This window comes from Streptomyces sp. NPDC027962 (genome assembly GCF_055566095.1).
This window is the reverse complement of the sequence record NZ_JBVHTA010000015.1, coordinates 1-20,239: the sequence shown is the minus strand read 5'-3', so window position 1 is coordinate 20,239 and position 20,239 is coordinate 1. Positions and strand designations below refer to the sequence as shown.

Sequence of the window (20,239 nt, the reverse complement as noted above, 5' to 3'; positions counted from 1 at the left end):
GCCCAGGACCGGCACGCAGTCCACGGGTTCCGGGAAGGCCACGCCCGTCACGCGGACGCCGAGGACCAGCGCGCACACGGGCGATCACCGCGCCCTCGGCGTCGATGGCGCGGCCCCCCACCGGACCCCGCTCGAGGGTCCCGTCCCGTGTCCTCAGCCCTTTGATGCACCGGCGCCGGAGATCGGTTCCACACCTGAGAGAATGAGGAACATGGCCTCATCCCGACCCCGCGCGCTCTCCGGTATCCAGCCCACCGCCGGTTCGTTCCACCTCGGGAACTACCTCGGTGCCATCCGCCAGTACGTGGCGCTGCAAGAAACCCATGACGCGTTCTACATGGTCGTGGACCTGCATGCGATCACCGTGCCGCAGGATCCGGCAGAGCTGCGTGCGAACACCCGACTCGCCGCGGCCCAGCTGCTCGCGGCCGGCCTCGACCCCGAGCGCTGCACGCTCTTCGTCCAGAGCCACGTCCCGGAGCACGCCCAGCTCGGCTGGGTCATGAACTGCCTCACCGGCTTCGGCGAGGCCGGCCGCATGACCCAGTTCAAGGACAAGTCCGCCAAGCAGGGTGCCGACCGTGCCACCGTCGGTCTCTTCACGTACCCGATCCTGCAGGTCGCGGACATCCTGCTGTACCAGGCGGACGCCGTGCCGGTCGGCGAGGACCAGCGCCAGCACGTCGAGCTCACCCGCGACCTCGCGGAGCGCTTCAACGGCCGCTTCGGCCGGACGTTCACCGTCCCGTCGCCGTACATCGTGAAGGAGGTCGCCAAGATCTACGACCTCCAGGACCCGACGATCAAGATGAGCAAGTCGGCCTCCACGCCCAAGGGCCTGATCAACCTGCTCGACGAGCCGAAGGCCACCGCGAAGAAGGTCAAGAGCGCGGTCACCGACACGGACACGGTGATCCGCTTCGACCCGCAGGAGAAGCCGGGCGTCAGCAACCTGCTCACCATCTACTCCACCCTCACGGGTACGGCCGTCGCCGATCTGGAGCAGAAGTACGAGGGCAAGGGCTACGGTGCGCTCAAGACCGACCTCGCCGAGGTGATGGTGGAGTTCGTCACACCCTTCAGGGCTCGTACGCAGGAGTACCTGGACGACACCGAGACGCTGGACTCCATCCTGGCCAAGGGCGCCGAGAAGGCTCGTTCGGTGGCCGCGGAGACCCTGGCGGACACTTACGACAAGTTGGGATTCGTCCCCGCGAAGCACTGAGCCGCGAGGAGTCCGAAGGCCGGTGTCCAAGGACTCTGGCCACAAAGAGGGTGCAGCCGCCACACTGGCGGCTGAAGACCCTGTCGATCCGACCGGACCGATCCGTACCGACAACTGAGGAGAACGACGTGGGGACCGTAACGCTCGGCGTTTCGATCGCGGTCCCGGAGCCCTACGGCAGCCTGCTCCAGGAGCGGCGCGCGGGCTTCGGGGATCCCGCCGCGCACGGTATTCCGACCCACGTCACCCTCCTGCCGCCCACCGAGGTCGACTCCGCGCTCCTTCCCGCCGTTGAGGCGCATCTCGCGGCCGTCGCCGCGGTCGGCCGGCCGTTCCCGATGAGGCTCTCCGGTACCGGCACCTTCCGTCCGCTGTCGCCCGTCGTCTTCGTCCAGGTCGTCGAGGGTGGCGCCGCGTGCACCTGGCTGCAGAAGCGGGTGCGGGACGCGTCCGGGCCGCTGGTGCGCGAGCTGCAGTTCCCCTACCACCCGCACGTCACGGTGGCGCACGGCATCTCCGAGGAGGCGATGGACCGTGCGTACGAGGAGCTCTCCGAGTACGCGGCGGCCTGGACCTGCGCCTCCTTCGCCCTCTACGAACAGGGCGCGGACGCCGTGTGGCGCAAGCTCAGCACGTACACCTTCGGCGGCGGCATCCCCGGCGTGCCCCCGCAGGGGACTCCGGTCGACGAGCACGCCACCACCCTCTGAGCTTCCCGAGGAGCCCGGCTCCCGTGCGCGAGGCTTCCGCAGCGGACGGTGATCTCCCGGCGGGTCGCGGGCCTGCGGAGGGTCATGCCGGGTAGGCGTGGCGCATGGACTGGCTGATCAAGCTCCCCGTCGTCGGCCCGCTCGTTCAGCGGCTGATGCGCACCCATGCCTGGCGGTCGTACGAGACGCTCGACCGGGTCCACTGGACGCGCCTTGCCGCCGCGGTCACGTTCCTCAGCTTCCTGGCGCTCTTCCCGCTGATCACCGTCGTCGCGGCGATCGTCGCCGCGACGCTCGACCAGCAGGCGCTGGACAAGCTCGACGAGCAGCTCTCCGACCAGGTCCCGGGCATCTCCGACCAGCTCGACATCAACGGTCTGGTCGCCAATGCGGGCACGGTCGGGGCCGTGGCCGGTGCGCTCCTTCTGCTGATGGGCATCGGCTGGATCGGGTCGATGCGCGAGTGCCTGAGGGCCGTGTGGGAGCTCGACGACGAGGACGAAGGCAACCCCGTGGTCCGCAAGATCAAGGACGTGGGGGTGCTCGCCGGTCTCGGCGGCATCGGCCTGGCGTCGTTCGCCGCCTCCGCACTCGGCTCGACCACGGTCGGCTGGACCGCCGACCGGCTGGGCCTCGAGGACGGCGGGATCGGCGGAGTGCTGCTGCAGGTCGCCGCGCTCGCGGTCGGCGTCGTCGCGAACTTCCTGGTCCTGCTCTACGCGCTGACCCTGCTGCCGGGGGTACAGCCGCCGCGCCGGCGGCTGATGGTGGCCGCACTGATCGGCGCCGTCGGGTTCGAGCTGCTCAAGCTGCTGCTCGGCGGTTACATCAGCGGCGTGGCCTCGCGCAGCATGTACGGCGCGTTCGGCGTCCCGATCGCGCTGCTGCTGTGGATCAACTTCACGGCCAAGCTGCTGCTGTTCTGCGCCGCCTGGACGGCGACGCAGAGCAGTGGTGGCGAGACGCGGAACGATGGTGGCGGGACGCGGAACGGCGGTGGCGGGACGCAGAGCAGTGGTGGTGGGCAGCCCGCCGCGTCCGCTACTGACCCGGTCCGCGACGCGCCTGGTCGGGCAGCGGCCAGCGGCGCTTGACCAGGAACACGGCGGTCGCCAGGGCCACAAGCACAGCGCCGGCGACGCTCAGCGCGATGCTCAGGCCGCTGGAGCCGGCCTGCGAGGCGGCGACCGGATTCGCCGCGTCCGCCTTGCGGTCGTCGGAGTCCTTGACCGCCTCCGTGTCGGCCGACGGCTCGGCCGACCTCGGAGGCACCAGCTCGCCGACCGGCGTCACCTTGTCGGCCGCCGCGAAACCCCAGTCGAGCAGTCGGCCGGCCTCCTTGTAGACCGCCAGGCTCTCCCCCGAGTCGGGGTGCATGACGGTGACCAGCAGCACCTTGCCGTTGCGTTCGGCGACGCCGGTGAAGGTGGAGCCGGCCTGGGTGGTGCTGCCGTTCTTGACGCCGGCGATGCCCTTGTAGGGGGTGATGCCGTTCGCGCCGGTGAGCAGGCGATTGGTGTTCTGGATCTTGAACGTGCCGCGCTTCTCGCCCTCCTTCTCCTCGCCGGGGAAGTCGGCGCTCACCGTCGAGCAGTACTCGCGGAAGTCCTTCTTCTGCATGCCGCTGCGGGCGATCAGCGTCAGGTCGTACGCGGAGGAGACCTGGCCGGGGGCGTCGTAGCCGTCGGGGGAGACGACCTTGGTGTCGAGTGCCTGCAGCTCCTCCGCGTGCTCCTGCATGTCCGCGACCGTCTGGTCCATGCCGTTGTTCATCGCCGACAGGACGTGGACGGCGTCGTTGCCCGAGCGCAGGAAGACGCCGAGCCACAGGTCGTGGACCGAGTAGGTGTGGTTCTCCTTGATCCCGACGAGACTGCTGCCCGCGCCGACGTCGGCGAGTTCCTCGGGCGCGACCTTGTGGACGGTGGTCTTCGGCAGCTTCGGCAGGAGGGTGTCCGCGAAGAGCATCTTCATGGTCGACGCCGGGGGCAGCCGCCAGTGCGCGTTGTGCGAGGCGAGCACCTCACCGCTCTCGGCGTCCGCGACGATCCAGGACCGGCCGCTGACGTCCTTGGGGAGCACGGGCGCGCCGGGTCCGAGCTTGACCTGTGTGCCCGGTTCGGCGAGCTGGACGCCGCCGACCGAGGACATGCGCGCCGGAGGTTTCGGCTTCTTCTGGTCCGGGTTGTTGTCGTGCGTGGCCGCGAGCGCGGGGCCCGCGGCCAGTGCGGGCAGCAACGCGGCGGCGAGGACCGTCGACGCGGTCCTTCGCGCGGTGGTTTTCAGAGCAGACACGGACGAGAACGTACAGGGCCGCATAGAAAATATGGAGATCGTATTGAAGGCTCGCCGGGACTGACGCCAGGACAGCCCACCCCGCAGGGCCCGGTCGGAGGTCGGACGCGATACTTGGTTCATGAAGCTCAGCCGTTCCGTCTCCTGGTTCCTTCTCGCGTTCGGGGTGTGGAGCTGGTTCATCTGGGTCACTTTCATCCGGAACTTGTGGAAGGACGCCAGCGGACTCGCCTTCGACGACGCGGGCGACCCGACCGGTTACTTCTGGGTCCATCTGCTGCTCGCTGTCACCTCCCTGATTCTGGGGACGGTCATCGGCGTCATCGGGTTGCGTGGTGTACGGGCGTTGCGCCGAGAGCGCAGGTAGGGGCAGGTCGTGGCGGCAGTTGTCGTGCTTGTGGTTCTTCTGGTTGTCGCCCTGCTGGCGGGGGTCCATTGGTACGTGTGGCGGAGGCTGGTCCGCGACACGACCGCGCGGGGCGGTACGGCCCGCAGACTCGGTACGGCCGCGATCTGGGTGCTGCCGCTGCTGTCCGTCGCGGCCCTCACTTCGGGCCGTGCCGGAGCCCCGTTCTGGCTGGAACGGGTGCTGGCGTGGCCCGGCTACCTGTGGCTGGCGGTGCTGCTCTACCTGGTCCTGGCCCTGCTGGTCGGCGAGGCGGTACGCCCGCTGCTGCGCCGCGCCCTGGACCGCCGCGCGTCGGCTGCCGCGGGGCGCGGAGGCGAGGGCCGCGAGCCCTCGAACCCGTCCGGCACCGACCCGGCCGCGCCGACCGCCCCGTCGGGCGGCACGTCGGTCGTGAGCGGGGCGGGCGAGCACGCCGGCCCCCATGGGGCCCCCGTCTCGCGGGAGGCGGGCGGCGCCGCGCCGGCTACCGCCTCCGCCGGCCCGCCCGCCCCGGCCGAGTCGGGCGGTGCCGCGCGCGACGTGCGTTCCGCCGTCGCCGTCGACAGCGCCCCTGACGGGGCCGGGGCGGCATCCGCCGGCCGTGCCGGACACTCGGCCTCCGACCCGGCCGCGCCGACCGCCCCGTCGGGCGGCACGTCGCTCGTGAGCGGGGCGGGCGAGCACGCCGGCCCCGACAGGGCTGCCGCTTCCCCCGGCGACGCGGGCGTCCCGGCCGAGGCCGCCCCCACGCCGACACGCGGCGACGCCCCTTCGGGCGAGCCCCCCGCAGGCGTGTCGCGGCGGCTGTTCGTCTCGCGGATCGTCGGCGGCGCTGCTGCCGCCGCCGCGCTCGGGACCGTCGGCCACGGCACGTACGGCGTGCTGCGAGGCCCCCGCGTCAAGCGCGTCACCGTTCCGCTCGCCAAGCTCCCGCGCGCCGCGCACGGTTACCGGATCGCCGTCGTCAGCGACATCCACCTCGGGCCGGTCCTCGGCCGGGCCCATACGCAGCGCATCGTCGACTCCATCAACGCCGCCCGGCCCGACCTCGTCGCCGTCGTCGGCGACCTCGTCGACGGTTCGGTCGCGGACCTCGGTTCCGCGGCCGAGCCGCTCGCGCAGCTCCGCTCCCGGCACGGCTCGTTCTTCGTCACCGGCAATCACGAGTACTTCTCCGGTGCCGACGAGTGGGTCGACCACGTCCGCGAACTGGGCCTGCGTCCCCTGCGCAACGAGCGCGTCGAGATCGCCGGGGGCTTCGACCTCGCCGGGGTCGACGACGTGGCGGGCGAGAACGAAGGCCACGGGCCGGACTTCGTCAAGGCGCTCGGCGACCGCGACCGCGCCCGCGCCGCCGTGCTCCTCGCACATCAGCCCGTCGTCATCCACGACGCCGTCGAGCAGGGCGTGGACCTCCAGTTGTCCGGCCACACGCACGGTGGCCAGCTCTGGCCCGGCAACTACCTCGCCGAGCTGGCCAATCCCACCGTCGCCGGCCTGGAACGCTACGGCGACACCCAGTTGTACGTGACCCGGGGTGCGGGTGCGTGGGGCCCGCCGGTGCGGGTCGGGGCGTCGTCCGACATCACCCTCGTCCAACTGGCGTCGCGCCAGGCGTAGTGCAGTCCGGCGGATCATGGCGGAGGTGCAGGTCGCCGTCAGCTCTTCTTGCGGGCGGCCACGGTCTCCGCCATGCCGGGCAGGAAGTCCGTGAAGAGCTCGTGCACCTCGCGGACCAGCGGGCGCAGTACCCGGAATCGGGCGAGCGCCACGCCCCGGGCGGTCAGCCGGGCTCCGCGCTCAGCGAGGCGCCTGCTGCGCTCGCTGTTTTCCGACCGGTCGAAGACCCAGTACAGGACCAGGCCCATCTGGGAGAGCCACATCAACTCGGGGAGGACCTCCCGGAGTTCCTCCGCCACCTTGGACTTCGAGCCCGCCAGCACCTCACGGTGGACGGCGATGGCCGCCTCCCGGGCGTGTTCCGACTCCGGGGAGAAGGGGCTGAGCGGGCTCTCCGGGTCAGCCGCGTTCTTGAAGAACTGCGCCGCGAACTCGTGGTACGGCGCGGCGATGTCCAGCCAGGCCGTCAGAACTCCGGCCATCCGTGCCTCGAGGTCGGTCTCCTTGTCCAGGACCGGACGGACCGCCGCCTGGTGCTCGGCGGCGATCCGGTCGTAGAAGCCCTGGACGAGATGTTCCTTGGAGCCGAAGTAGTAGTACGCGTTCCCTACCGAGACACCGGCCTCCTTGGCGATGGCCCGCATCGTCGTCTTGTCGTAGCCGCGCTCCTGGAAGAGCCGGAGCGCGGTCTCGAGGATGAGCGTGCGGGTCTGCTCGCTCTTGGGGGCCTTCGCGTCGGTCGGGTCGTTCGCTGCAGTCACGGTGACCGAGCCTAGTCGGCTACCGCGCACCGGTCGTCGCAGGGAGCGCCTGACGGCGCTCCCGCCGCGACTTCGCGGTACTTGGCCGCCGCGAGCATCGTGACGCGGATGAACGGGGCGCCGGCCGGGGTGGCGAGCCAGTGGGCCTTGGGCCGGTGTTCCGCCAGGGCCCACAGGCACACGATCCAGGCGGCCTGACCGGTGTAGAGCTGGCCCTTGTCGCCGATGACGGTGATCTCCCGCCGGGTCCTCGCGTGGTCGAGATGCGGATAGAGCCTCCGCGCCTCGGCCGACCCGGCGGGAACCAGGTCCAGGGGTACGAGCTTGGGCTGACGCAGCAGCCAGCTGCGGAGGTGGACGCAGAGGGAGCACTCGGCGTCGTACAGGACGGTCAATTCGGCGACCGGTGTGCGGGCCTTGAGCCGTGCGGGGGCGGTCATCGTGCTCACGCTCCGGTGGGGCCGGCGGTGGGTGCGCTCCAGGGGCCGGGGCCCGCCTGAGGCGTCCAGCCCTGCGGCGGCACGGGCGGGGTCTGCTCACCCTCCATCACTCCGCGGCGGCGGATCCTGTTGAGCACGTAGACGTTGCCGAGGTGCATCACGCCGAGGACCAGCAGGACCACTCCGATCTTGACCGACAGGGCCTCGAAGAGGCCGCGGGTTTCCGTGACGGCGTCGGCGGTCTTGAGGTAGAGCGCGACGAATCCGAGGTTCACCAGGTAGAAGCCGACCACCAGGAGGTGGTTCACCGCGTCGGCGAGCTTCTCGTTCCCCTTGAGCACGTCGGCGAGGAAGATCCGGCCGTTCTTGGTGAGGGTGCGAGCGACCCAGACGGTGAGCCCGACGCTGATCAGCAGGTAGGCGACGTACGTGACAACAGTGAGGTCCATGCCCCACCCTCCCTTGAACGTGTTCAAAAAGCTGGTCGGGCATGACTGTAGACCTACTTTTGAACATGTTCAAGCTTCGGGGGGAAAGAGGGGGCGCCGCCGGAGCCCAGCCCCTAAAGTCCGCTCCATGACACTCACTTACGATCAGACCGGCCAGGGCCCCGATGTCGTCCTGCTCCACTCGACCGTCTGCGACCGGCGCATGTGGGACGCGCACTGGCAGGTGCTGGCGGAAGCCGGACACCGGGTCGTGCGCTGCGACTTCCGGGGCTTCGGCGACACCCCCGCGGAGACCGGCCCCTACGACGACGCCGACGACGTCCTCGAACTCCTCGACGCTCTCGGCATCGAGCAGGCCACGCTGATCGGCGCGTCGTACGGCGGCCGGGTCGCGCTGGAGGCCGCCGCGCGCAGTCCGCGGCGGGTCGGGGGACTGCTGCTGCTCTGCCCCGGCCGGCCCGGGCACCGCCCCGGCCCGCAACTCGTCGCCTTCGGCGAGCGGGAGGACGAACTGTACGAAGCCGGCGACATCGAGGGGGCGGTGGAGTTGAACGTCTCCACGTGGCTCGGACCCGAGGCCGACGAGACGGTGCGGGAGGCTGTGCGGCGGATGCAGCGGCACGCCTTCGAGGTGCAACTTGCGGCCGACGAAGCGTCCGAAGCCGCCGCTGCCGGGCCGGAGCCGGAGCCGGAGCCGTCGCCGGAGGCTCCCGACCTGTCCCGTATCGAGGCGCCCTGCCTCGTCGTCTCGGGCGCGCACGACCTGGAGGACTTCCGCCGGATCGCGGCGGGTCTGCCTGCCGCGCTGCCCGGCGCCCGCCACCTGCAACTGCCCTGGGCCGGGCATCTGCCCGGTCTGGAACGGCCTGCCGAGATCACGGCGTTGATGACCGGCTTCCTCGCCGACCACCCGGCCCGCCCCGCCGCGCGCGCCTCGTAGGGCATCGCGTCCCCCGGCCCGTGACTCGTCGGACATGCGGCCGGTCAGGCGCGGCGGATCCTCGGGGCGCCGGTCACCGGGACGACGAGGGGGTACGGCGTCGTCGTTGCGGTGATGAACATGCGGTTGTTCTATGGCCCGCCGAACGCGACGTCGGAGACGGCCTCCGGCACGAGGACGCGGCCGATGAGGGTCCCGTACGGGGCGTAGCAGCGCACTCCGCCGTACATGGCCGCGATCCGCAGGCGGCGCTCCTCGTCGAAGCGGATGTTGTCGGACCGGGCGTCGTCCTTCGCCTCGGCGAGGACGAGCCCCGTCGGGCCTGATCGTCAGTGGGGCGCAGCGGCCGGATGATCTCCGTGAGCCACGGCCGGGCCATGCTGCCGGCCAAGGACACGGAGATCACCGATCCGACGATCCTCGGCCGGCTGCACTGACAGGCAGCCGCCCCGGGCCGCCTACATGCTGCTGAGCGACCGCGCGTAGTTGATCTGACCCATCACCATCTGGAACGACTGGGGGCCCTGCGCCGGGATCATCGTCGAGTGGTGCTTGCCGCCGCTGGTCACCGTGACCTGGATGAATCCGGTGGTCGTCTTCTCCTTCATCAGCAGGAAGAGCAGGCCCAGCAGACAGAAGATGAAGAAGACGATCGCCAGCACGATCGCGTGCGTCGGGATCTTCTCCTCGGTGCGCGACATGTCCGTCGCGTTCCACACGGCGCCCTTGAGCGGCAGCGTGCCGCCCGGGGTGACGATCGAGTCGCCCATCACCGTGATGTCGCCGATGGACACCAGCGGCGCGCCGCCCGTAGGCGCGGGAGGGCCGGTGTACGGCACCGGGACGCCGGCGGGCTGGGTCTGGGCGTAGCCGGGGGCGGGGTCCTGCGGATAGCCGTATCCCGGCGCGGGGTTGGGGTAGCCGTAGGCGGGCGTGCTGCCCGGTGGTTGGGTGGGGCCCCACTGGTACTCGGGCTCCCCGTCCCTGTACGGATTGGGCGTGCTCATGATCTCGTCCCCGCTTTCCCGCTGCGTCAGGTCAGACGTTCCCTGATCCTGCCAGGTGTGGCCCCGGTGGGTGAAGTCCACGTCCGTACCCATACGGATACAAAGAGGCCCGCCTCCCTGGGAGAGGCGGGCCCCGATGGTATGACGAGCCGTCAGAAGCCGCTCGTCAGAAGCCGCTCGTCAGAAGCCGCGCGTCGGAGGCGGTCCGTCAGAAGCGGCGCGTGATCAGTGCACGCTTCACTTCCTGGATCGCCTTGGTGACCTCGATACCGCGCGGGCAGGCGTCCGTGCAGTTGAACGTGGTGCGGCAACGCCACACGCCGTCCTTGTCGTTGAGGATCTCGAGCCGCTGCTCCCCGGCCTCGTCACGCGAGTCGAAGATGAAGCGGTGCGCGTTGACGATCGCCGCCGGGCCGAAGTACTGGCCGTCGTTCCAGAACACCGGGCACGAGGAGGTGCACGCGGCGCACAGGATGCACTTGGTGGTGTCGTCGAAGCGCTCGCGGTCCTCGGCACTCTGCAGACGCTCGCGCGTCGGCTCGTTGCCCTTGGTGACGAGGAACGGCATCACGTCGCGGTAGGCCTGGAAGAACGGCTCCATGTCGACCACGAGGTCCTTCAGGACCGTCAGGCCCTTTATGGCCTCGACCGTGATGGGCTTCTCCGGGTTGATGTCCTTGATCAGCGTCTTGCAGGCGAGCCTGTTCTTGCCGTTGATCCGCATCGCGTCGGAGCCGCAGATGCCGTGCGCGCACGAGCGGCGGAAGGTGAGCGAGCCGTCGACGTCCCACTTGATCTTGTGGAGGGCGTCGAGGACGCGCTCCTTGGGATCGATCTCGATCTGGAAGTCCTCCCAGACCGCGTGCTCCGACACCTCGGGGTTGTAGCGGCGGATCCGGAAGGTGGCGGTGATGTACGGGGAGTCGGCGAAGCCGGCCTCCCGCTTCTCCAGGGTCGGGGTAGCCATCAGTACTTACGCTCCATCGGCTGGTAGCGGGTCTGGACGACCGGCTTGTAGTCGAGACGGACGGTCTCGGAGCCGTCGTCGCCGACCTCGCGGTACGCCATGGTGTGGCGCATGAAGTTGACGTCGTCGCGGTTGGGGAAGTCCTCGCGGTAGTGACCGCCGCGGGACTCCTTGCGGGCCAGTGCGGAGACGGCCATGACCTCGGCCAGGTCGAGCAGGTTGCCCAGCTCGATGGCCTCCAGCAGGTCCGTGTTGAACCGCTTGCCCTTGTCCTGGACGGACACGTTGAGGTAGCGCTCGCGCAGCTCGGCGATCTTCTCGACCGCGGTCTTGATCGTCTGCTCGGTGCGGAACACCATCACGTTGGCGTCCATCGTCTCCTGCAGCTCCTTGCGGAGCACGGAGACCCGCTCGGAGCCGGTGGAGCCCAGCAGCCGCTCGACCTGCTCGGCGACGAACGCCGCGGGGTTCTCCGGCAGCTCGACGTAGTCGGACGTCGCAGAGTACTCGGCGGCGGCGATACCGGCGCGCTTGCCGAAGACGTTGATGTCGAGCAGCGAGTTGGTGCCCAGGCGGTTGGCGCCGTGCACCGACACGCACGCGACCTCACCGGCGGCGTACAGACCCGGCACGACGGTGGTGTTGTCGCGCAGGACCTCGCCCTCGACGTTGGTCGGGATGCCGCCCATGGCGTAGTGCGCGGTGGGCTGGATCGGGATCGGGTCCGTGTAGGGCTCGATGCCGAGGTAGGTCCGCGCGAACTCGGTGATGTCCGGGAGCTTGGCGTCGAGCTGCTCCGGCGGAAGGTGGGTGAGGTCCAGGAAGACGTGGTCGCCCTCGGGACCGCAGCCGCGGCCCTCGCGGATCTCCGTGTAGATGGAGCGCGAGACGACGTCGCGGGACGCGAGGTCCTTCATGACCGGCGCGTACTTCTCCATGAAGCGCTCGCCGTCCTTGTTGCGGAGGATGCCGCCCTCACCGCGGGCGCCCTCCGTCAGCAGGATGCCCATGCGCCAGATGCCCGTCGGGTGGAACTGGAAGAACTCCATGTCCTCCAGCGGCAGACCGCGCCGGTAGCAGGCGGCCTGGCCGTCACCGGTCAGGGTGTGCGCGTTGGAGGTCACCTTGAAGAACTTGCCGGTGCCGCCGGACGCGTAGATCACGGCCTTCGCCTGGAAGACGTGGATCTCGCCGGTGGCCAGCTCGTAGGCGACCACGCCGGCTGACTTCTTGAGACCAGTCTCGGGGTCCTCGTTGATCAGCTGGTCCAGGACGTAGAACTCGTTGAAGAACTCCACGCCCTCCTTGACGCAGTTCTGGTACAGCGTCTGGAGGATCATGTGGCCGGTGCGGTCCGCGGCGTAGCAGGACCGGCGGACCGGGGCCTCGCCGTGGTTGCGGGAGTGGCCGCCGAAGCGGCGCTGGTCGATGGTGCCGTCCGGGGTCCGGTTGAACGGCAGGCCCATCTTCTCCAGGTCGAGGACGGCGTCGATGGCCTCCTTCGCCAGGATCTCGGCGGCGTCCTGGTCGACCAGGTAGTCACCGCCCTTGACCGTGTCGAAGGTGTGCCACTCCCAGTTGTCCTCCTCCACGTTGGCCAGCGCGGCGGCCATGCCGCCCTGCGCGGCGCCCGTGTGGGAGCGGGTGGGGTAGAGCTTCGTCAGCACGGCGGTGCGGCTGCGCTTCGTCGCCTCGATGGCGGCGCGCATACCGGCGCCGCCGGCGCCGACGATGACGGTGTCGTACTTGTGGATCTTCATGGGTGGATTACCTCAGCCCCGTGCCTAGCGGATGTTCGGGTCGAAGGTGAAGATCACCAGCGTGCCCAGAAGGATGGTGAACACCGTGGCGGTGTACAGCAGGCCCTTGAGCCACAGGCGCGTGTTCGGACGCTCCGCGTAGTCGTTGATGACGGTGCGGAGGCCGTTGGCGCCGTGCAGCATGGCAAGCCACAGCATCAGCAGGTCCCAGGTCTGCCAGAACGGGGACGCCCAGCGGCCGGCGACGAAGGCGAAGCCGATCTTGGAGACGCCGCCGTCGAGCACCAGCTGGATCAGCAGGTGGCCGATGACCAGGACGACAAGAACCACGCCGGAGAGGCGCATGAACAGCCATGCGGCCATCTCGAAGTTGCCCCGGGTCGAGCGCGGGGTCTTCTTGGTGCGCTTGCGCGGGGCCTCGATGTACGGGGCGGGGTTGTCCACGTCGTAGTGGGCGCCCTCGACGGGGCCGATCGCGGAAGTGGTGTCAGCGGACATTTCTGGCCTCAGCTCCCGAAGACTTCGCGGACGGCGTGGCCGAGCACGGGGTAAAGGGCGCCCACCATCAGAACGAACCAGATGGCCATGACGGACCAGAGCATCTGCTTCTGGTAGCGCGGGCCCTTGGACCAGAAGTCCACGGCGATGACGCGCAGGCCGTTGAGCGCGTGGAAGAGAATCGCGGCCACCAGGCCGTATTCGAGCAGCGCGACGATCGGCGTCTTGTAGGTGGCGACAACCTCGTCGTACGCCTCGGGGGAGACGCGGACGAGAGCAGTGTCCAGCACGTGTACGAACAGGAAGAAGAAGATGAGGACGCCGGTGACTCGATGAGCCACCCAGGACCACATTCCTTCCCGGCCGCGGTACAGCGTTCCAGCCGGCACGGAATAACCCTCCGGGAGCGGGGATTGGGGCCTGCCGGCTTGTGGGTGTCGGTCTGGCCCGGCCGGGTACGGTCCACCGGCCCCGGCCATCGTAGCGACGTGTTGTCGGTTCGTTCGCCCGGGGTCCGTCGGTGTGATCAAACAGGCAATCAAACAGCCTCGGACGGGCTAAGCCCGACCCGGCCGAGCCCCACCCCGCCGGCCCGACGGGAGGGAGTCAGCCGGCAGCCCGCGCGACGTCGGTCTCCGGACGGTTGGCCACCGCGTGTGCCAGTCGGGAGCGCGCGACGGCGCGCAGTTCGTCGGCGGAGACGGCTCGCTCCTCGTCCGGTTCGTGGGACAGTCTGCTCCGGATACCGGCCAGCACCTGGTCGAGATACTCGTCGGGCCGGTATCCGTCGAGGCTGAGCACGAACGCATGCCCGAATCGACTCTCGTATGCCGCGTGTGCGGCGGCGAGGGCGGTGTGGGCCGCCTGCGGGGCGTTCGGGGGCAGTCCGGTGGAGGCTTCGGCGGCCAGGGCCTCGTGCATCTCGGCGGGTGTGAGGTCGTATCCGGCCTCGTCGCAGGCGGCGAGGAGGGCCTCGATATCGGGGTAGGGGCGGTGTGCGACCACGCGCCGGGCCCAGCCGCGGCTGCCACAGCAGGCGAGAATGATCGCTTCCGCGGTTTCGGCCGGGGTGCTGTTGAAATGCTCGAGCCCCGACTCCGCGCGACGCTGGAACGGTATGGGAGCAGGAGCGCTCCGGGTGTGGTGGAGTGTCGGCGGTCGCTTCGGGAGGCCGGCGGTGGAATCGCTGGACAGCGGGGGCTCCTCGAACGGGACAGCGGGACGGCAGGTGAGGGAGGTAAGGGTGTGTCGTAAAGCTAGCGATGTGGACGCGGAGCTGTCCGACGGATACGCGATTTTCACCCGGACGGGAGAGTTTGATCTTACCTAATGGACAAAGAAGGGGGTGCTTGTACCGGGTTTCACCGCTTATCGGAGGTATCAGGACCATGTGGCTCTCTCGAAAGGCCCGCCTCACCGGTGTGATGGCCGCCTCGGCCGCCGTCTTCTCGATGACGCTCGCGGGCTGCTCCGACGAAGGGCCCGGCGAGCCCGGCAGCGCCCCGCCGGACCAGGTGGTACCGACCGGCGCCGCCGCGGCGCCGACTCCGACACGCAGCTATGCACTGTCGGAAGCACCCGCCACCATCCCCTCCATACGAAGCCACCAGGCCGCCCGCGGACCGGGCTGGAGCCGTACGGCCGACAGCGGCGTCGTCGTGGCCAAAGGCAGCGAAGAGCTCTCCGACGAGGGCAGGCTGCTCGCCCAGGAGCTCAAGCTCACCTACCGCGGAGCCGTCGCCGCCCGCGCGGGCGATGTGGAGCTGGCACTCGCCGGGGACGGCGCCGCCGAGTCGTACACCCTCACCACCAGCGGCGGCCGGGTGAAGATCACCGGCCCCGACGAGGCGGGCGTCTTCTACGGCACCCGCACCCTGAAGCAGTCCGTGCGCTCGGGCGGGTCGATGCCGGAAGGCGTCGTACGGGACCGGCCGGACCGTCCCCAGCGGGGACTGAACCTCGACATCGCGCGCAAGCACTTCACGGCCGGGTGGATCGAGGACCGGCTCCATGAGATGGCCGACCTCAAGCTCAACCAGCTCGGCCTGCACTTCTCCGACGACCAGGGCTTCCGCATCGAGTCGGACTCGCACCCGGAGGTCGTCTCCGAGCAGCACCTCACCAAGGACGAGGTCCGCCGGATCCTGGCGCTCGCCGACCGTCTCCACATCACGGTCGTCGGCGAGATCGACTCGCCCGGACACCTGGGGGCGGTCATGCGGGCGTATCCCCAGCTCCAGCTGCGCAACACCCAGGGCGTGCCGCGTCAGGGCGCCGTCGACATCTCCAAGCCCGACTCCGCGCGCATCGTCGACGACCTGCTGCGCGAGTACGCGGCGCTCTTCCCCGGCAAGTGGTTCCACGTCGGGGCGGACGAGTACCAGGCCCTCACGGTGAGCAACCCGTCGGCCTCCTATCCGCAGCTCGCCCAGGCCGCCCGCGAGAAGTACGGCGCCAACGCCACGATCCAGGATCTGGCGGAGGGCTGGCTGAACGACCGCGCCGCGGTCGTCCGTGACGCGAAGAAGACACCCAAGGCGTGGAACGACGGGTTCTTCAGCGGCGGGGTGGTCAACGCCGACAAGGGCATCGAGGTCGAGTACTGGACCGGCAAGGAGATCGGCGCCCGCCCGCCGGAGGAGTACCTGGCCGAAGGCCGGCGGGTGGTGAACCTCAACGACGAGTTCCTCTACTACGTGCTCGGCGAGCCCAACCAGTTCACCTACCCGACGGGCCGCCGCATCTACGAGCAGTGGACGCCGATGGTGCTGCGCGGCACGACGGCGGTGCCGGAGAAGTACTCGGCCCAGATCCTGGGCGGCCGCTTCGCCGTCTGGAGCGACCTGGCGAACTCCCAGACCCAGGACCAGGTCGCGGCGGGCATCCAGCGCCCGCTCCAGGCGACGGCGCAGAAGCTGTGGGACCCGCGGCAGCCGGAGCGGAGCTGGCAGTCGTTCGAGCAGCTGGCGGACGAGGTCACGGGCCCAGGTGCTTCCTGACCTGCCGTAAGTCGCTGGACGGTGGCCGTCACGCGGGCGTATGTTCCGCGGGCGGCCGCCGGCGTGCGGCCGCGTTCCCATGTCGGGCCGCTGGGGGCGGCGCCGATCTCTGTCTCTGTCCGGGGGTTGCCTCTGGATTCCGCGCCGTGTCGCCGTCGAGACGTGGGCCGCGAGCCGCACCGACCCGTACGCGGGGGACGACCATGAGCGCGGCACCCTGGTGAACGTGTGGTGGGCCGTGTACGTCGGCAGAGCGGGTGCGGCGCCGGCAGCGCCGCTGCCCACCGCGGTCTGACCGTCGGCTCCAGCCCTGAGGCCGGAGCCGACGGTAACATTCCGGCCACGGAGTGACGCAATCGAGCCATCCGACGCAGTAGAAACAGGTACAAGGGCAAGTACTTCGTCCGCGACGGAAGGCGTCCGTATGACCTCCAAGAGCCTGAAGGAACTCATCGCACACGCGGATGAGCGAGGGCTGGCAGCGAGCGGGCTCGCGTGCCTCGACCGCTGCATGCCGCTGCTCGCGGCGGAGGACGATGCGCTGCGCCCGCTCTGGGCGGGGCTGGCCGGCGGCGAGGAGGAATGGTCGGGGCAACTGGCCGCGGCCCGGCAGGCCATGGAGGACACGACCCTCGAGGACGAGGACGCGGCCCTGGTACGCCAAATGCTCGGCGCCGCTCCTTCCGACTGGGCCACCGCGTCCCTGCGCGAGTGGGCCGACGCGTGCTCCGTCGCCGCGCTCGAGGTGCACCGCCGTTTCGACATGGGCGACTGTGTGGCCGAGACCCTGGAGCGCTGCCGCGAGGGCGGGACCGGGACCGAGGGTGTCGGACCGCTGGTCGCGGGGGAGTTGCGGCGCCAGACCCAGATACTGGAGATCCTCGCGGAGCCCCCGGGCGGCAACGGCCTGCGGCACGCGCTCGAGGTGTCGACCGAGGGACGCCGCGTGCTGCGCGCCGCGGTCTCACGCCGGGCCCGCGTCACCGGCTGAGGCCCGCCCCGTACGTCGCCGCTTCAGCGCGTACGCGGACGGCCGCCCCCCACCACAGGGGCGGGAGACGGCCGTCGGGGGTTCAGTGCGCCGCGTACACCGACGCGCCCGCCGTGCGGCGGATCTCCGGCAGCGCCGAGTAGAGAGTGGCGCCCGGGCAGAGCGTGGCGAAGCCGTCACGGTGGCCCGAGACGGTGTTCAGCGTGGCCTTCTCACCGGTCTTGTAGACCCCGGTGTCACCCGCGGCGGTGAGCGTCACCTGTGCCTCGGGGTCGACACCGTGCAGGCCGAGCTTCCAGGCGGCGACATCGGCGACGGCCTGCTTGGCCGCGGTCGTGGGCGTACCGCCGTTCTCGTAGTCGCCGAGGACGGAGATGCCCGACGAGTAACCGTTGAAGCCGTAGGTGTGGGCGCCGCGGACGGGCTTGTCGACGCCGCCCGCGCGGCCCTCGAAGACCGTTCCGCACTTGTCGACGAAGAAGTTGTAGCCGACGTCGTTCCAGCCGTTGGTCTTCACGTGGTAGGTGAGGATCGCCCTGACGATGGCCGGCGAGTCGGCACAGCTGTAGTTGTTGGTCCCCGCGGTGTGGTGGACGAAGACCGCGTCGACCTTGTCCAGATAGGCCGGCGGGTCCGCGACGAGTGATTCGTCCGCGCCCCAGTCGGCGCGGCTGACGATCGCCGGTGCGGCCGGCGCCGTCGGTCCCGTCGACTGGCTCGCGGCGGGCCCGGTGCTCGGCTGCGTCGTGGGTTCGGCGGTCGGGTCAGTGCTCGGTTCAACGGTGGGGCCGGTGGTCGGCTCCTCGCTCGGGGCGGGTGTGCTCGGTTCGGCCGTCGGCTCCTGCGGCTCTTCGGAGGGTGCCGGGGACGTCGGCTCCTGGCTCGGTTCGGCGGTGGGGCCGGTGGTCGGCTCCTCGCTCGGGGCGGGTGTGCTCGGTTCGGCCGTCGGCTCCTGCGGCTCCTGCGTCGGCTCCTGGGAAGGGGCCGGGGCAGTGGGAGACGCCGGCTGCTCGGTGGCCGGTTCCTCCGCCGGCCCGGAGGCTGACGCGGTCGGCTCGGGGGCCGTGCTCGGCGAGGTCTCCCCGCCGGGGGCCGAGGGGCTCGGCGCGGCGGTGTCCGACTTCTTCGGCTTGGCCAACTGCTTGCCGTTCCCGTTCCCCTTGCCCTGTCCCTTGCCGCCCGCCGTCTCGCCCGGGTCGATCATGTCGAGACGCAGCGCCTTCGGCACCGCGGTCTCCTTGCCGTCGGCCACCACACGGGCCTCGACGGCGTCCGACGGCCCGACCCACAGCGGTTCGGACGCCCCGCGGACGCCCGACGTGTCGCCCTCGTCCGACTCCGGTGCCCGGATGTCGAAGTCGAGGTCGTGCCAGTCGGTCCAGGTGCCGTCGTCCGCGCTGCGGGTGCGTATCTGCGCGGTGCCCTCGAAGTCGTCGGCGCTGTCGTCCCAGGAGACACCGACGAGCGAGAAGAGCTGCGTCTCGGTACGCGGCAGCTCCCGCTTCTTGGTGTCCTTGCCGTCCAGCGCCAGCGTGTGGGCCTTCGCGGGACGGGAGTTGTCGGGGGCGCCGGTCTCCTCGGAGCCGGTGACGGCCACGGCCGTCACCCCGGACGCCCCGAGGACCACGGCGCCCGCCGCCAGCCAGATGGTGCGTTTCGTCTTGCTCGCCCGCCGTGCGCGGGTCCCTCTCGGAGCCATGCCATCCCTCGTGAACCTTGTACGCGCGTGCTGTGCGCGTTGATCAGTTGTCGGTGGCGGGCAGCTCGCCCGTGCAGGTGGCGCGGCCGAACTCGCCCATGGCCGTGGCGCGCTGGACGTGCTTGCCGCGGATGGCGAGCGTGCAGGCGGCCTGGCCGCCCTTCTCGCCCAGGACGATGGCCACGGTCGGCGCCTTGCCCAGCGGCACCTGGACCGTCTTCTTCCACGGGAGTTCGGCGTCCCGGACGACGGTCGCCGCGCCGTCCTCACTGCGGGCGAGGTAGGAGATCTCGACCGGGCCCTCGCCGGTGACCTCGTACGTCACCTCGGCGGCCGGCGTGGTGGGGGACTTCGGCTCGTCCTCGGTGTTGAGCACGCCGTAGCCGACGAGGCCGCCGCAGGCGAGCAGCAGGACGGCGGCGATCGCCACTCCCGCCCGGCCGCCGCCCTTTTCCGCGTTCTTGTTCACCGCCTCGGTGTCCGCAGTTCGCTCGTCCGTCGTTTCCGTGCCGGCTGTTTCCGGGCCGGTCTTCTCCGGTCCGGTCGTCTCCGCTTCCGCGGTTTGCGTGTCCGGCGTCTCGTCGGACTCCCTCTCCGGCGCTGCGCTTTCCGTGGATTCCTTGGATGACATGAACGGGGCCCGGCTTTCGGTGAGTCGGATCGATGTCGAAGTGATCGAAGTGCTCGAACCGGGCGGTTATACACCACGCGGAGCGCGGCGCGCGACCGACCGGACAAAAGGGGTGGAGTGGGTCCGTTTCCGGGGTCCGATTGCCCTGAATGTCCGTGGGGTTGACGGGGTGTCACTCCAGTGATCAATAATCCGCTGCCCTGCCCGTGAGCTGGCACTTCCGCTGTTCGCTGGCGGCGGCGCAGTGATGCTCCAAGCCGGTCGGAATCCCTCGATCCGGCTCGTTCGGCGTGCCCGTTTCGCGTACGGCGGGACCGGCCGCCGATGTGTCGAAAGGTGATGACGTGAAGGTGCCATACAGGAGATATCTCTCCTGTCTGGTGGTCGCGGCAGTGGCGGGCACGCTACTGCCGCAGGTCGCTTATGCGGCCCCGCCATCAGAACCCGAGAAGGACGACGGCAAGGGAATTGTCGATACCGTCGCCGACTGGTTCGAAGATGACGACAAGGGACAGAAAGAGCCACCCTCCTACGGAAATCGCGGAATAGCCGACCGGCAGAAGATCGCCAAGGGAAAGAATGATCCGAAGGCGAAGCGGGTCAAGGAACTGACCTCCCGCCGGACACCCTCAGCGCGCTTCTGGCAGCTCTCCGACGGCCGGGTCGAGGCCGAACTGTCGGCCGCGCCGACCTCGTACCAGGACCCGGCCTCCAAGTCCTGGAAGACCATTGACCCCCGGGTCACGGCGGTCAAGGCCAAGGGCTTCGACTTCGCCAACACGGCGAACACAGGCCGCAGCTGGTTCGGTTCCGACCCGGACCGGCTGCTGCGTTTCGAGACGGCCGACGGCGACCGGTC

Annotated in this window: 21 protein-coding genes; 9 read left to right on the top strand and 12 right to left on the bottom strand. The window is 70.1% G+C overall.

Annotated elements, in window-relative coordinates; all coding sequences use genetic code 11:
- Positions 1-211 precede the first annotated feature (211 nt).
- The 3 genes from trpS (at position 212) to ACZ4SA_RS16340 (ending at position 3,029) form a co-directional block, all read left to right on the top strand.
- Positions 212-1,225: a tryptophan--tRNA ligase gene (trpS, locus tag ACZ4SA_RS16350; RefSeq protein ID WP_468274642.1), complete on the top strand. Its 1,014-nt coding sequence runs from the start codon at positions 212-214 to the stop codon at positions 1,223-1,225.
- Positions 1,226-1,353: 128 nt separating this feature from the next.
- Complete coding sequence (locus tag ACZ4SA_RS16345) at positions 1,354-1,935, top strand: 2'-5' RNA ligase family protein (RefSeq protein WP_468274640.1); 582 nt, start codon at positions 1,354-1,356, stop codon at positions 1,933-1,935.
- Positions 1,936-2,039: 104 nt separating this feature from the next.
- Complete coding sequence (locus tag ACZ4SA_RS16340; protein ID WP_468274638.1) at positions 2,040-3,029, top strand: YihY/virulence factor BrkB family protein; 990 nt, start codon at positions 2,040-2,042, stop codon at positions 3,027-3,029.
- Here the strand turns inward: ACZ4SA_RS16340 and ACZ4SA_RS16335 are convergent.
- Entirely contained in the window at positions 2,977-4,254 is a 1,278-nt protein-coding gene (locus tag ACZ4SA_RS16335; protein ID WP_468274635.1) for a D-alanyl-D-alanine carboxypeptidase family protein, read from the bottom strand. The two genes, ACZ4SA_RS16340 and ACZ4SA_RS16335, sit on opposite strands and share 53 nt — an antisense overlap.
- A gap of 97 nt (positions 4,255-4,351) precedes the next feature.
- Here ACZ4SA_RS16335 and ACZ4SA_RS16330 point away from each other — a divergent pair, with 97 nt between their 5' ends.
- Positions 4,352-4,597, top strand: coding sequence for an SCO4848 family membrane protein (locus ACZ4SA_RS16330; protein WP_468274632.1), 246 nt, complete (start codon positions 4,352-4,354; stop codon positions 4,595-4,597).
- Between the two features lie 9 nt (positions 4,598-4,606).
- Positions 4,607-6,238 carry a metallophosphoesterase gene (locus ACZ4SA_RS16325; RefSeq protein WP_468274630.1) on the top strand — a complete coding sequence of 544 codons (1,632 nt, stop codon included), beginning with the start codon at positions 4,607-4,609 and terminating at the stop codon, positions 6,236-6,238.
- 38 nt (positions 6,239-6,276) lie between these two features.
- Here the strand turns inward: ACZ4SA_RS16325 and ACZ4SA_RS16320 are convergent, their stop codons facing one another.
- Genes ACZ4SA_RS16320 through ACZ4SA_RS16310 form a run of 3 tightly spaced genes read right to left on the bottom strand, consistent with a single transcriptional unit; the run spans position 6,277 to position 7,888 of the window.
- Positions 6,277-6,999: a TetR/AcrR family transcriptional regulator gene (locus ACZ4SA_RS16320; RefSeq protein ID WP_468274628.1), complete on the bottom strand. Its 723-nt coding sequence runs from the start codon at positions 6,997-6,999 to the stop codon at positions 6,277-6,279.
- Positions 7,000-7,010: 11 nt separating this feature from the next.
- Positions 7,011-7,439 (bottom strand): thiol-disulfide oxidoreductase DCC family protein, encoded by a 429-nt coding sequence (locus ACZ4SA_RS16315; RefSeq protein ID WP_468274625.1) that lies wholly within the window; start codon positions 7,437-7,439, stop codon positions 7,011-7,013.
- 5 nt (positions 7,440-7,444) lie between these two features.
- On the bottom strand, positions 7,445-7,888 hold the full coding sequence (locus ACZ4SA_RS16310) for a hypothetical protein (RefSeq protein WP_468274623.1): 444 nt from the start codon (positions 7,886-7,888) through the stop codon (positions 7,445-7,447).
- Between the two features lie 127 nt (positions 7,889-8,015).
- On the opposite strand from ACZ4SA_RS16310, the gene ACZ4SA_RS16305 reads away from it, so the two are divergent.
- Positions 8,016-8,828: an alpha/beta fold hydrolase gene (locus tag ACZ4SA_RS16305; RefSeq protein ID WP_468274621.1), complete on the top strand. Its 813-nt coding sequence runs from the start codon at positions 8,016-8,018 to the stop codon at positions 8,826-8,828.
- Between the two features lie 458 nt (positions 8,829-9,286).
- Here the strand turns inward: ACZ4SA_RS16305 and ACZ4SA_RS16300 are convergent, their stop codons facing one another.
- The 6 genes from ACZ4SA_RS16300 to ACZ4SA_RS16275 all read right to left on the bottom strand — a co-directional run bounded on the left by ACZ4SA_RS16300 (position 9,287) and on the right by ACZ4SA_RS16275 (position 14,254).
- Positions 9,287-9,835, bottom strand: a complete 549-nt coding sequence (locus tag ACZ4SA_RS16300) for a hypothetical protein (RefSeq protein WP_403855159.1) — start codon at positions 9,833-9,835, stop codon at positions 9,287-9,289.
- A 208-nt stretch (positions 9,836-10,043) separates the two neighbouring features.
- Positions 10,044-10,802, bottom strand: coding sequence for a succinate dehydrogenase iron-sulfur subunit (locus tag ACZ4SA_RS16295; protein ID WP_403855161.1), 759 nt, complete (start codon positions 10,800-10,802; stop codon positions 10,044-10,046).
- Positions 10,802-12,562 (bottom strand): succinate dehydrogenase flavoprotein subunit, encoded by a 1,761-nt coding sequence (sdhA, locus tag ACZ4SA_RS16290; protein WP_468274618.1) that lies wholly within the window; start codon positions 12,560-12,562, stop codon positions 10,802-10,804. The genes ACZ4SA_RS16295 and sdhA overlap by 1 nt, the downstream gene beginning before the upstream one ends.
- A 24-nt stretch (positions 12,563-12,586) precedes the next feature.
- Positions 12,587-13,060, bottom strand: a complete 474-nt coding sequence (locus ACZ4SA_RS16285) for a succinate dehydrogenase hydrophobic membrane anchor subunit (RefSeq protein ID WP_468274616.1) — start codon at positions 13,058-13,060, stop codon at positions 12,587-12,589.
- A gap of 8 nt (positions 13,061-13,068) precedes the next feature.
- Positions 13,069-13,449: a succinate dehydrogenase, cytochrome b556 subunit gene (sdhC, locus tag ACZ4SA_RS16280; protein WP_005313117.1), complete on the bottom strand. Its 381-nt coding sequence runs from the start codon at positions 13,447-13,449 to the stop codon at positions 13,069-13,071.
- Positions 13,450-13,666: 217 nt separating this feature from the next.
- The gene (locus ACZ4SA_RS16275; RefSeq protein WP_468274882.1) at positions 13,667-14,254 is read right to left on the bottom strand and encodes a 2-oxo-4-hydroxy-4-carboxy-5-ureidoimidazoline decarboxylase; all 588 of its coding nucleotides are present in this window, start codon (positions 14,252-14,254) and stop codon (positions 13,667-13,669) included.
- 194 nt (positions 14,255-14,448) lie between these two features.
- Here ACZ4SA_RS16275 and ACZ4SA_RS16270 point away from each other — a divergent pair, with 194 nt between their 5' ends.
- Both ACZ4SA_RS16270 and ACZ4SA_RS16265 read left to right on the top strand, forming a co-directional pair.
- Positions 14,449-16,059 carry a beta-N-acetylhexosaminidase gene (locus ACZ4SA_RS16270; RefSeq protein WP_468274614.1) on the top strand — a complete coding sequence of 537 codons (1,611 nt, stop codon included), beginning with the start codon at positions 14,449-14,451 and terminating at the stop codon, positions 16,057-16,059.
- A 424-nt stretch (positions 16,060-16,483) separates the two neighbouring features.
- On the top strand, positions 16,484-17,050 hold the full coding sequence (locus ACZ4SA_RS16265) for a hypothetical protein (protein ID WP_468274611.1): 567 nt from the start codon (positions 16,484-16,486) through the stop codon (positions 17,048-17,050).
- An 82-nt stretch (positions 17,051-17,132) separates the two neighbouring features.
- On the opposite strand, the gene ACZ4SA_RS16260 is transcribed toward ACZ4SA_RS16265, so the two are convergent.
- Positions 17,133-18,749 (bottom strand): peptidoglycan recognition protein family protein, encoded by a 1,617-nt coding sequence (locus ACZ4SA_RS16260; protein WP_468274608.1) that lies wholly within the window; start codon positions 18,747-18,749, stop codon positions 17,133-17,135.
- A gap of 43 nt (positions 18,750-18,792) precedes the next feature.
- Positions 18,793-19,380, bottom strand: a complete 588-nt coding sequence (locus tag ACZ4SA_RS16255) for a hypothetical protein (protein WP_468274606.1) — start codon at positions 19,378-19,380, stop codon at positions 18,793-18,795.
- A 344-nt stretch (positions 19,381-19,724) separates the two neighbouring features.
- Between ACZ4SA_RS16255 and ACZ4SA_RS16250 the strand changes: the two genes are divergently transcribed.
- On the top strand, positions 19,725-20,239 hold a 515-nt coding region (locus ACZ4SA_RS16250), incomplete at its 3' end, for a hypothetical protein (RefSeq protein WP_468274603.1).

Coding starts and splice junctions, on each gene's coding strand:
- trpS (WP_468274642.1), top strand. CDS start 212: ATGGCCTCATCCCGACCCCGCGCGCTCTCCGGTATCCAGCCCACCGCC.
- ACZ4SA_RS16340 (WP_468274638.1), top strand. CDS start 2,040: ATGGACTGGCTGATCAAGCTCCCCGTCGTCGGCCCGCTCGTTCAGCGG.
- ACZ4SA_RS16335 (WP_468274635.1), bottom strand. CDS start 4,254: ATGCGGCCCTGTACGTTCTCGTCCGTGTCTGCTCTGAAAACCACCGCG.
- ACZ4SA_RS16330 (WP_468274632.1), top strand. CDS start 4,352: ATGAAGCTCAGCCGTTCCGTCTCCTGGTTCCTTCTCGCGTTCGGGGTG.
- ACZ4SA_RS16315 (WP_468274625.1), bottom strand. CDS start 7,439: ATGACCGCCCCCGCACGGCTCAAGGCCCGCACACCGGTCGCCGAATTG.
- ACZ4SA_RS16310 (WP_468274623.1), bottom strand. CDS start 7,888: ATGGACCTCACTGTTGTCACGTACGTCGCCTACCTGCTGATCAGCGTC.
- ACZ4SA_RS16305 (WP_468274621.1), top strand. CDS start 8,016: ATGACACTCACTTACGATCAGACCGGCCAGGGCCCCGATGTCGTCCTG.
- ACZ4SA_RS16300 (WP_403855159.1), bottom strand. CDS start 9,835: ATGAGCACGCCCAATCCGTACAGGGACGGGGAGCCCGAGTACCAGTGG.
- ACZ4SA_RS16295 (WP_403855161.1), bottom strand. CDS start 10,802: ATGGCTACCCCGACCCTGGAGAAGCGGGAGGCCGGCTTCGCCGACTCC.
- sdhA (WP_468274618.1), bottom strand. CDS start 12,562: ATGAAGATCCACAAGTACGACACCGTCATCGTCGGCGCCGGCGGCGCC.
- ACZ4SA_RS16285 (WP_468274616.1), bottom strand. CDS start 13,060: ATGTCCGCTGACACCACTTCCGCGATCGGCCCCGTCGAGGGCGCCCAC.
- ACZ4SA_RS16270 (WP_468274614.1), top strand. CDS start 14,449: ATGTGGCTCTCTCGAAAGGCCCGCCTCACCGGTGTGATGGCCGCCTCG.
- ACZ4SA_RS16265 (WP_468274611.1), top strand. CDS start 16,484: ATGACCTCCAAGAGCCTGAAGGAACTCATCGCACACGCGGATGAGCGA.
- ACZ4SA_RS16260 (WP_468274608.1), bottom strand. CDS start 18,749: ATGGCTCCGAGAGGGACCCGCGCACGGCGGGCGAGCAAGACGAAACGC.
- ACZ4SA_RS16255 (WP_468274606.1), bottom strand. CDS start 19,380: ATGTCATCCAAGGAATCCACGGAAAGCGCAGCGCCGGAGAGGGAGTCC.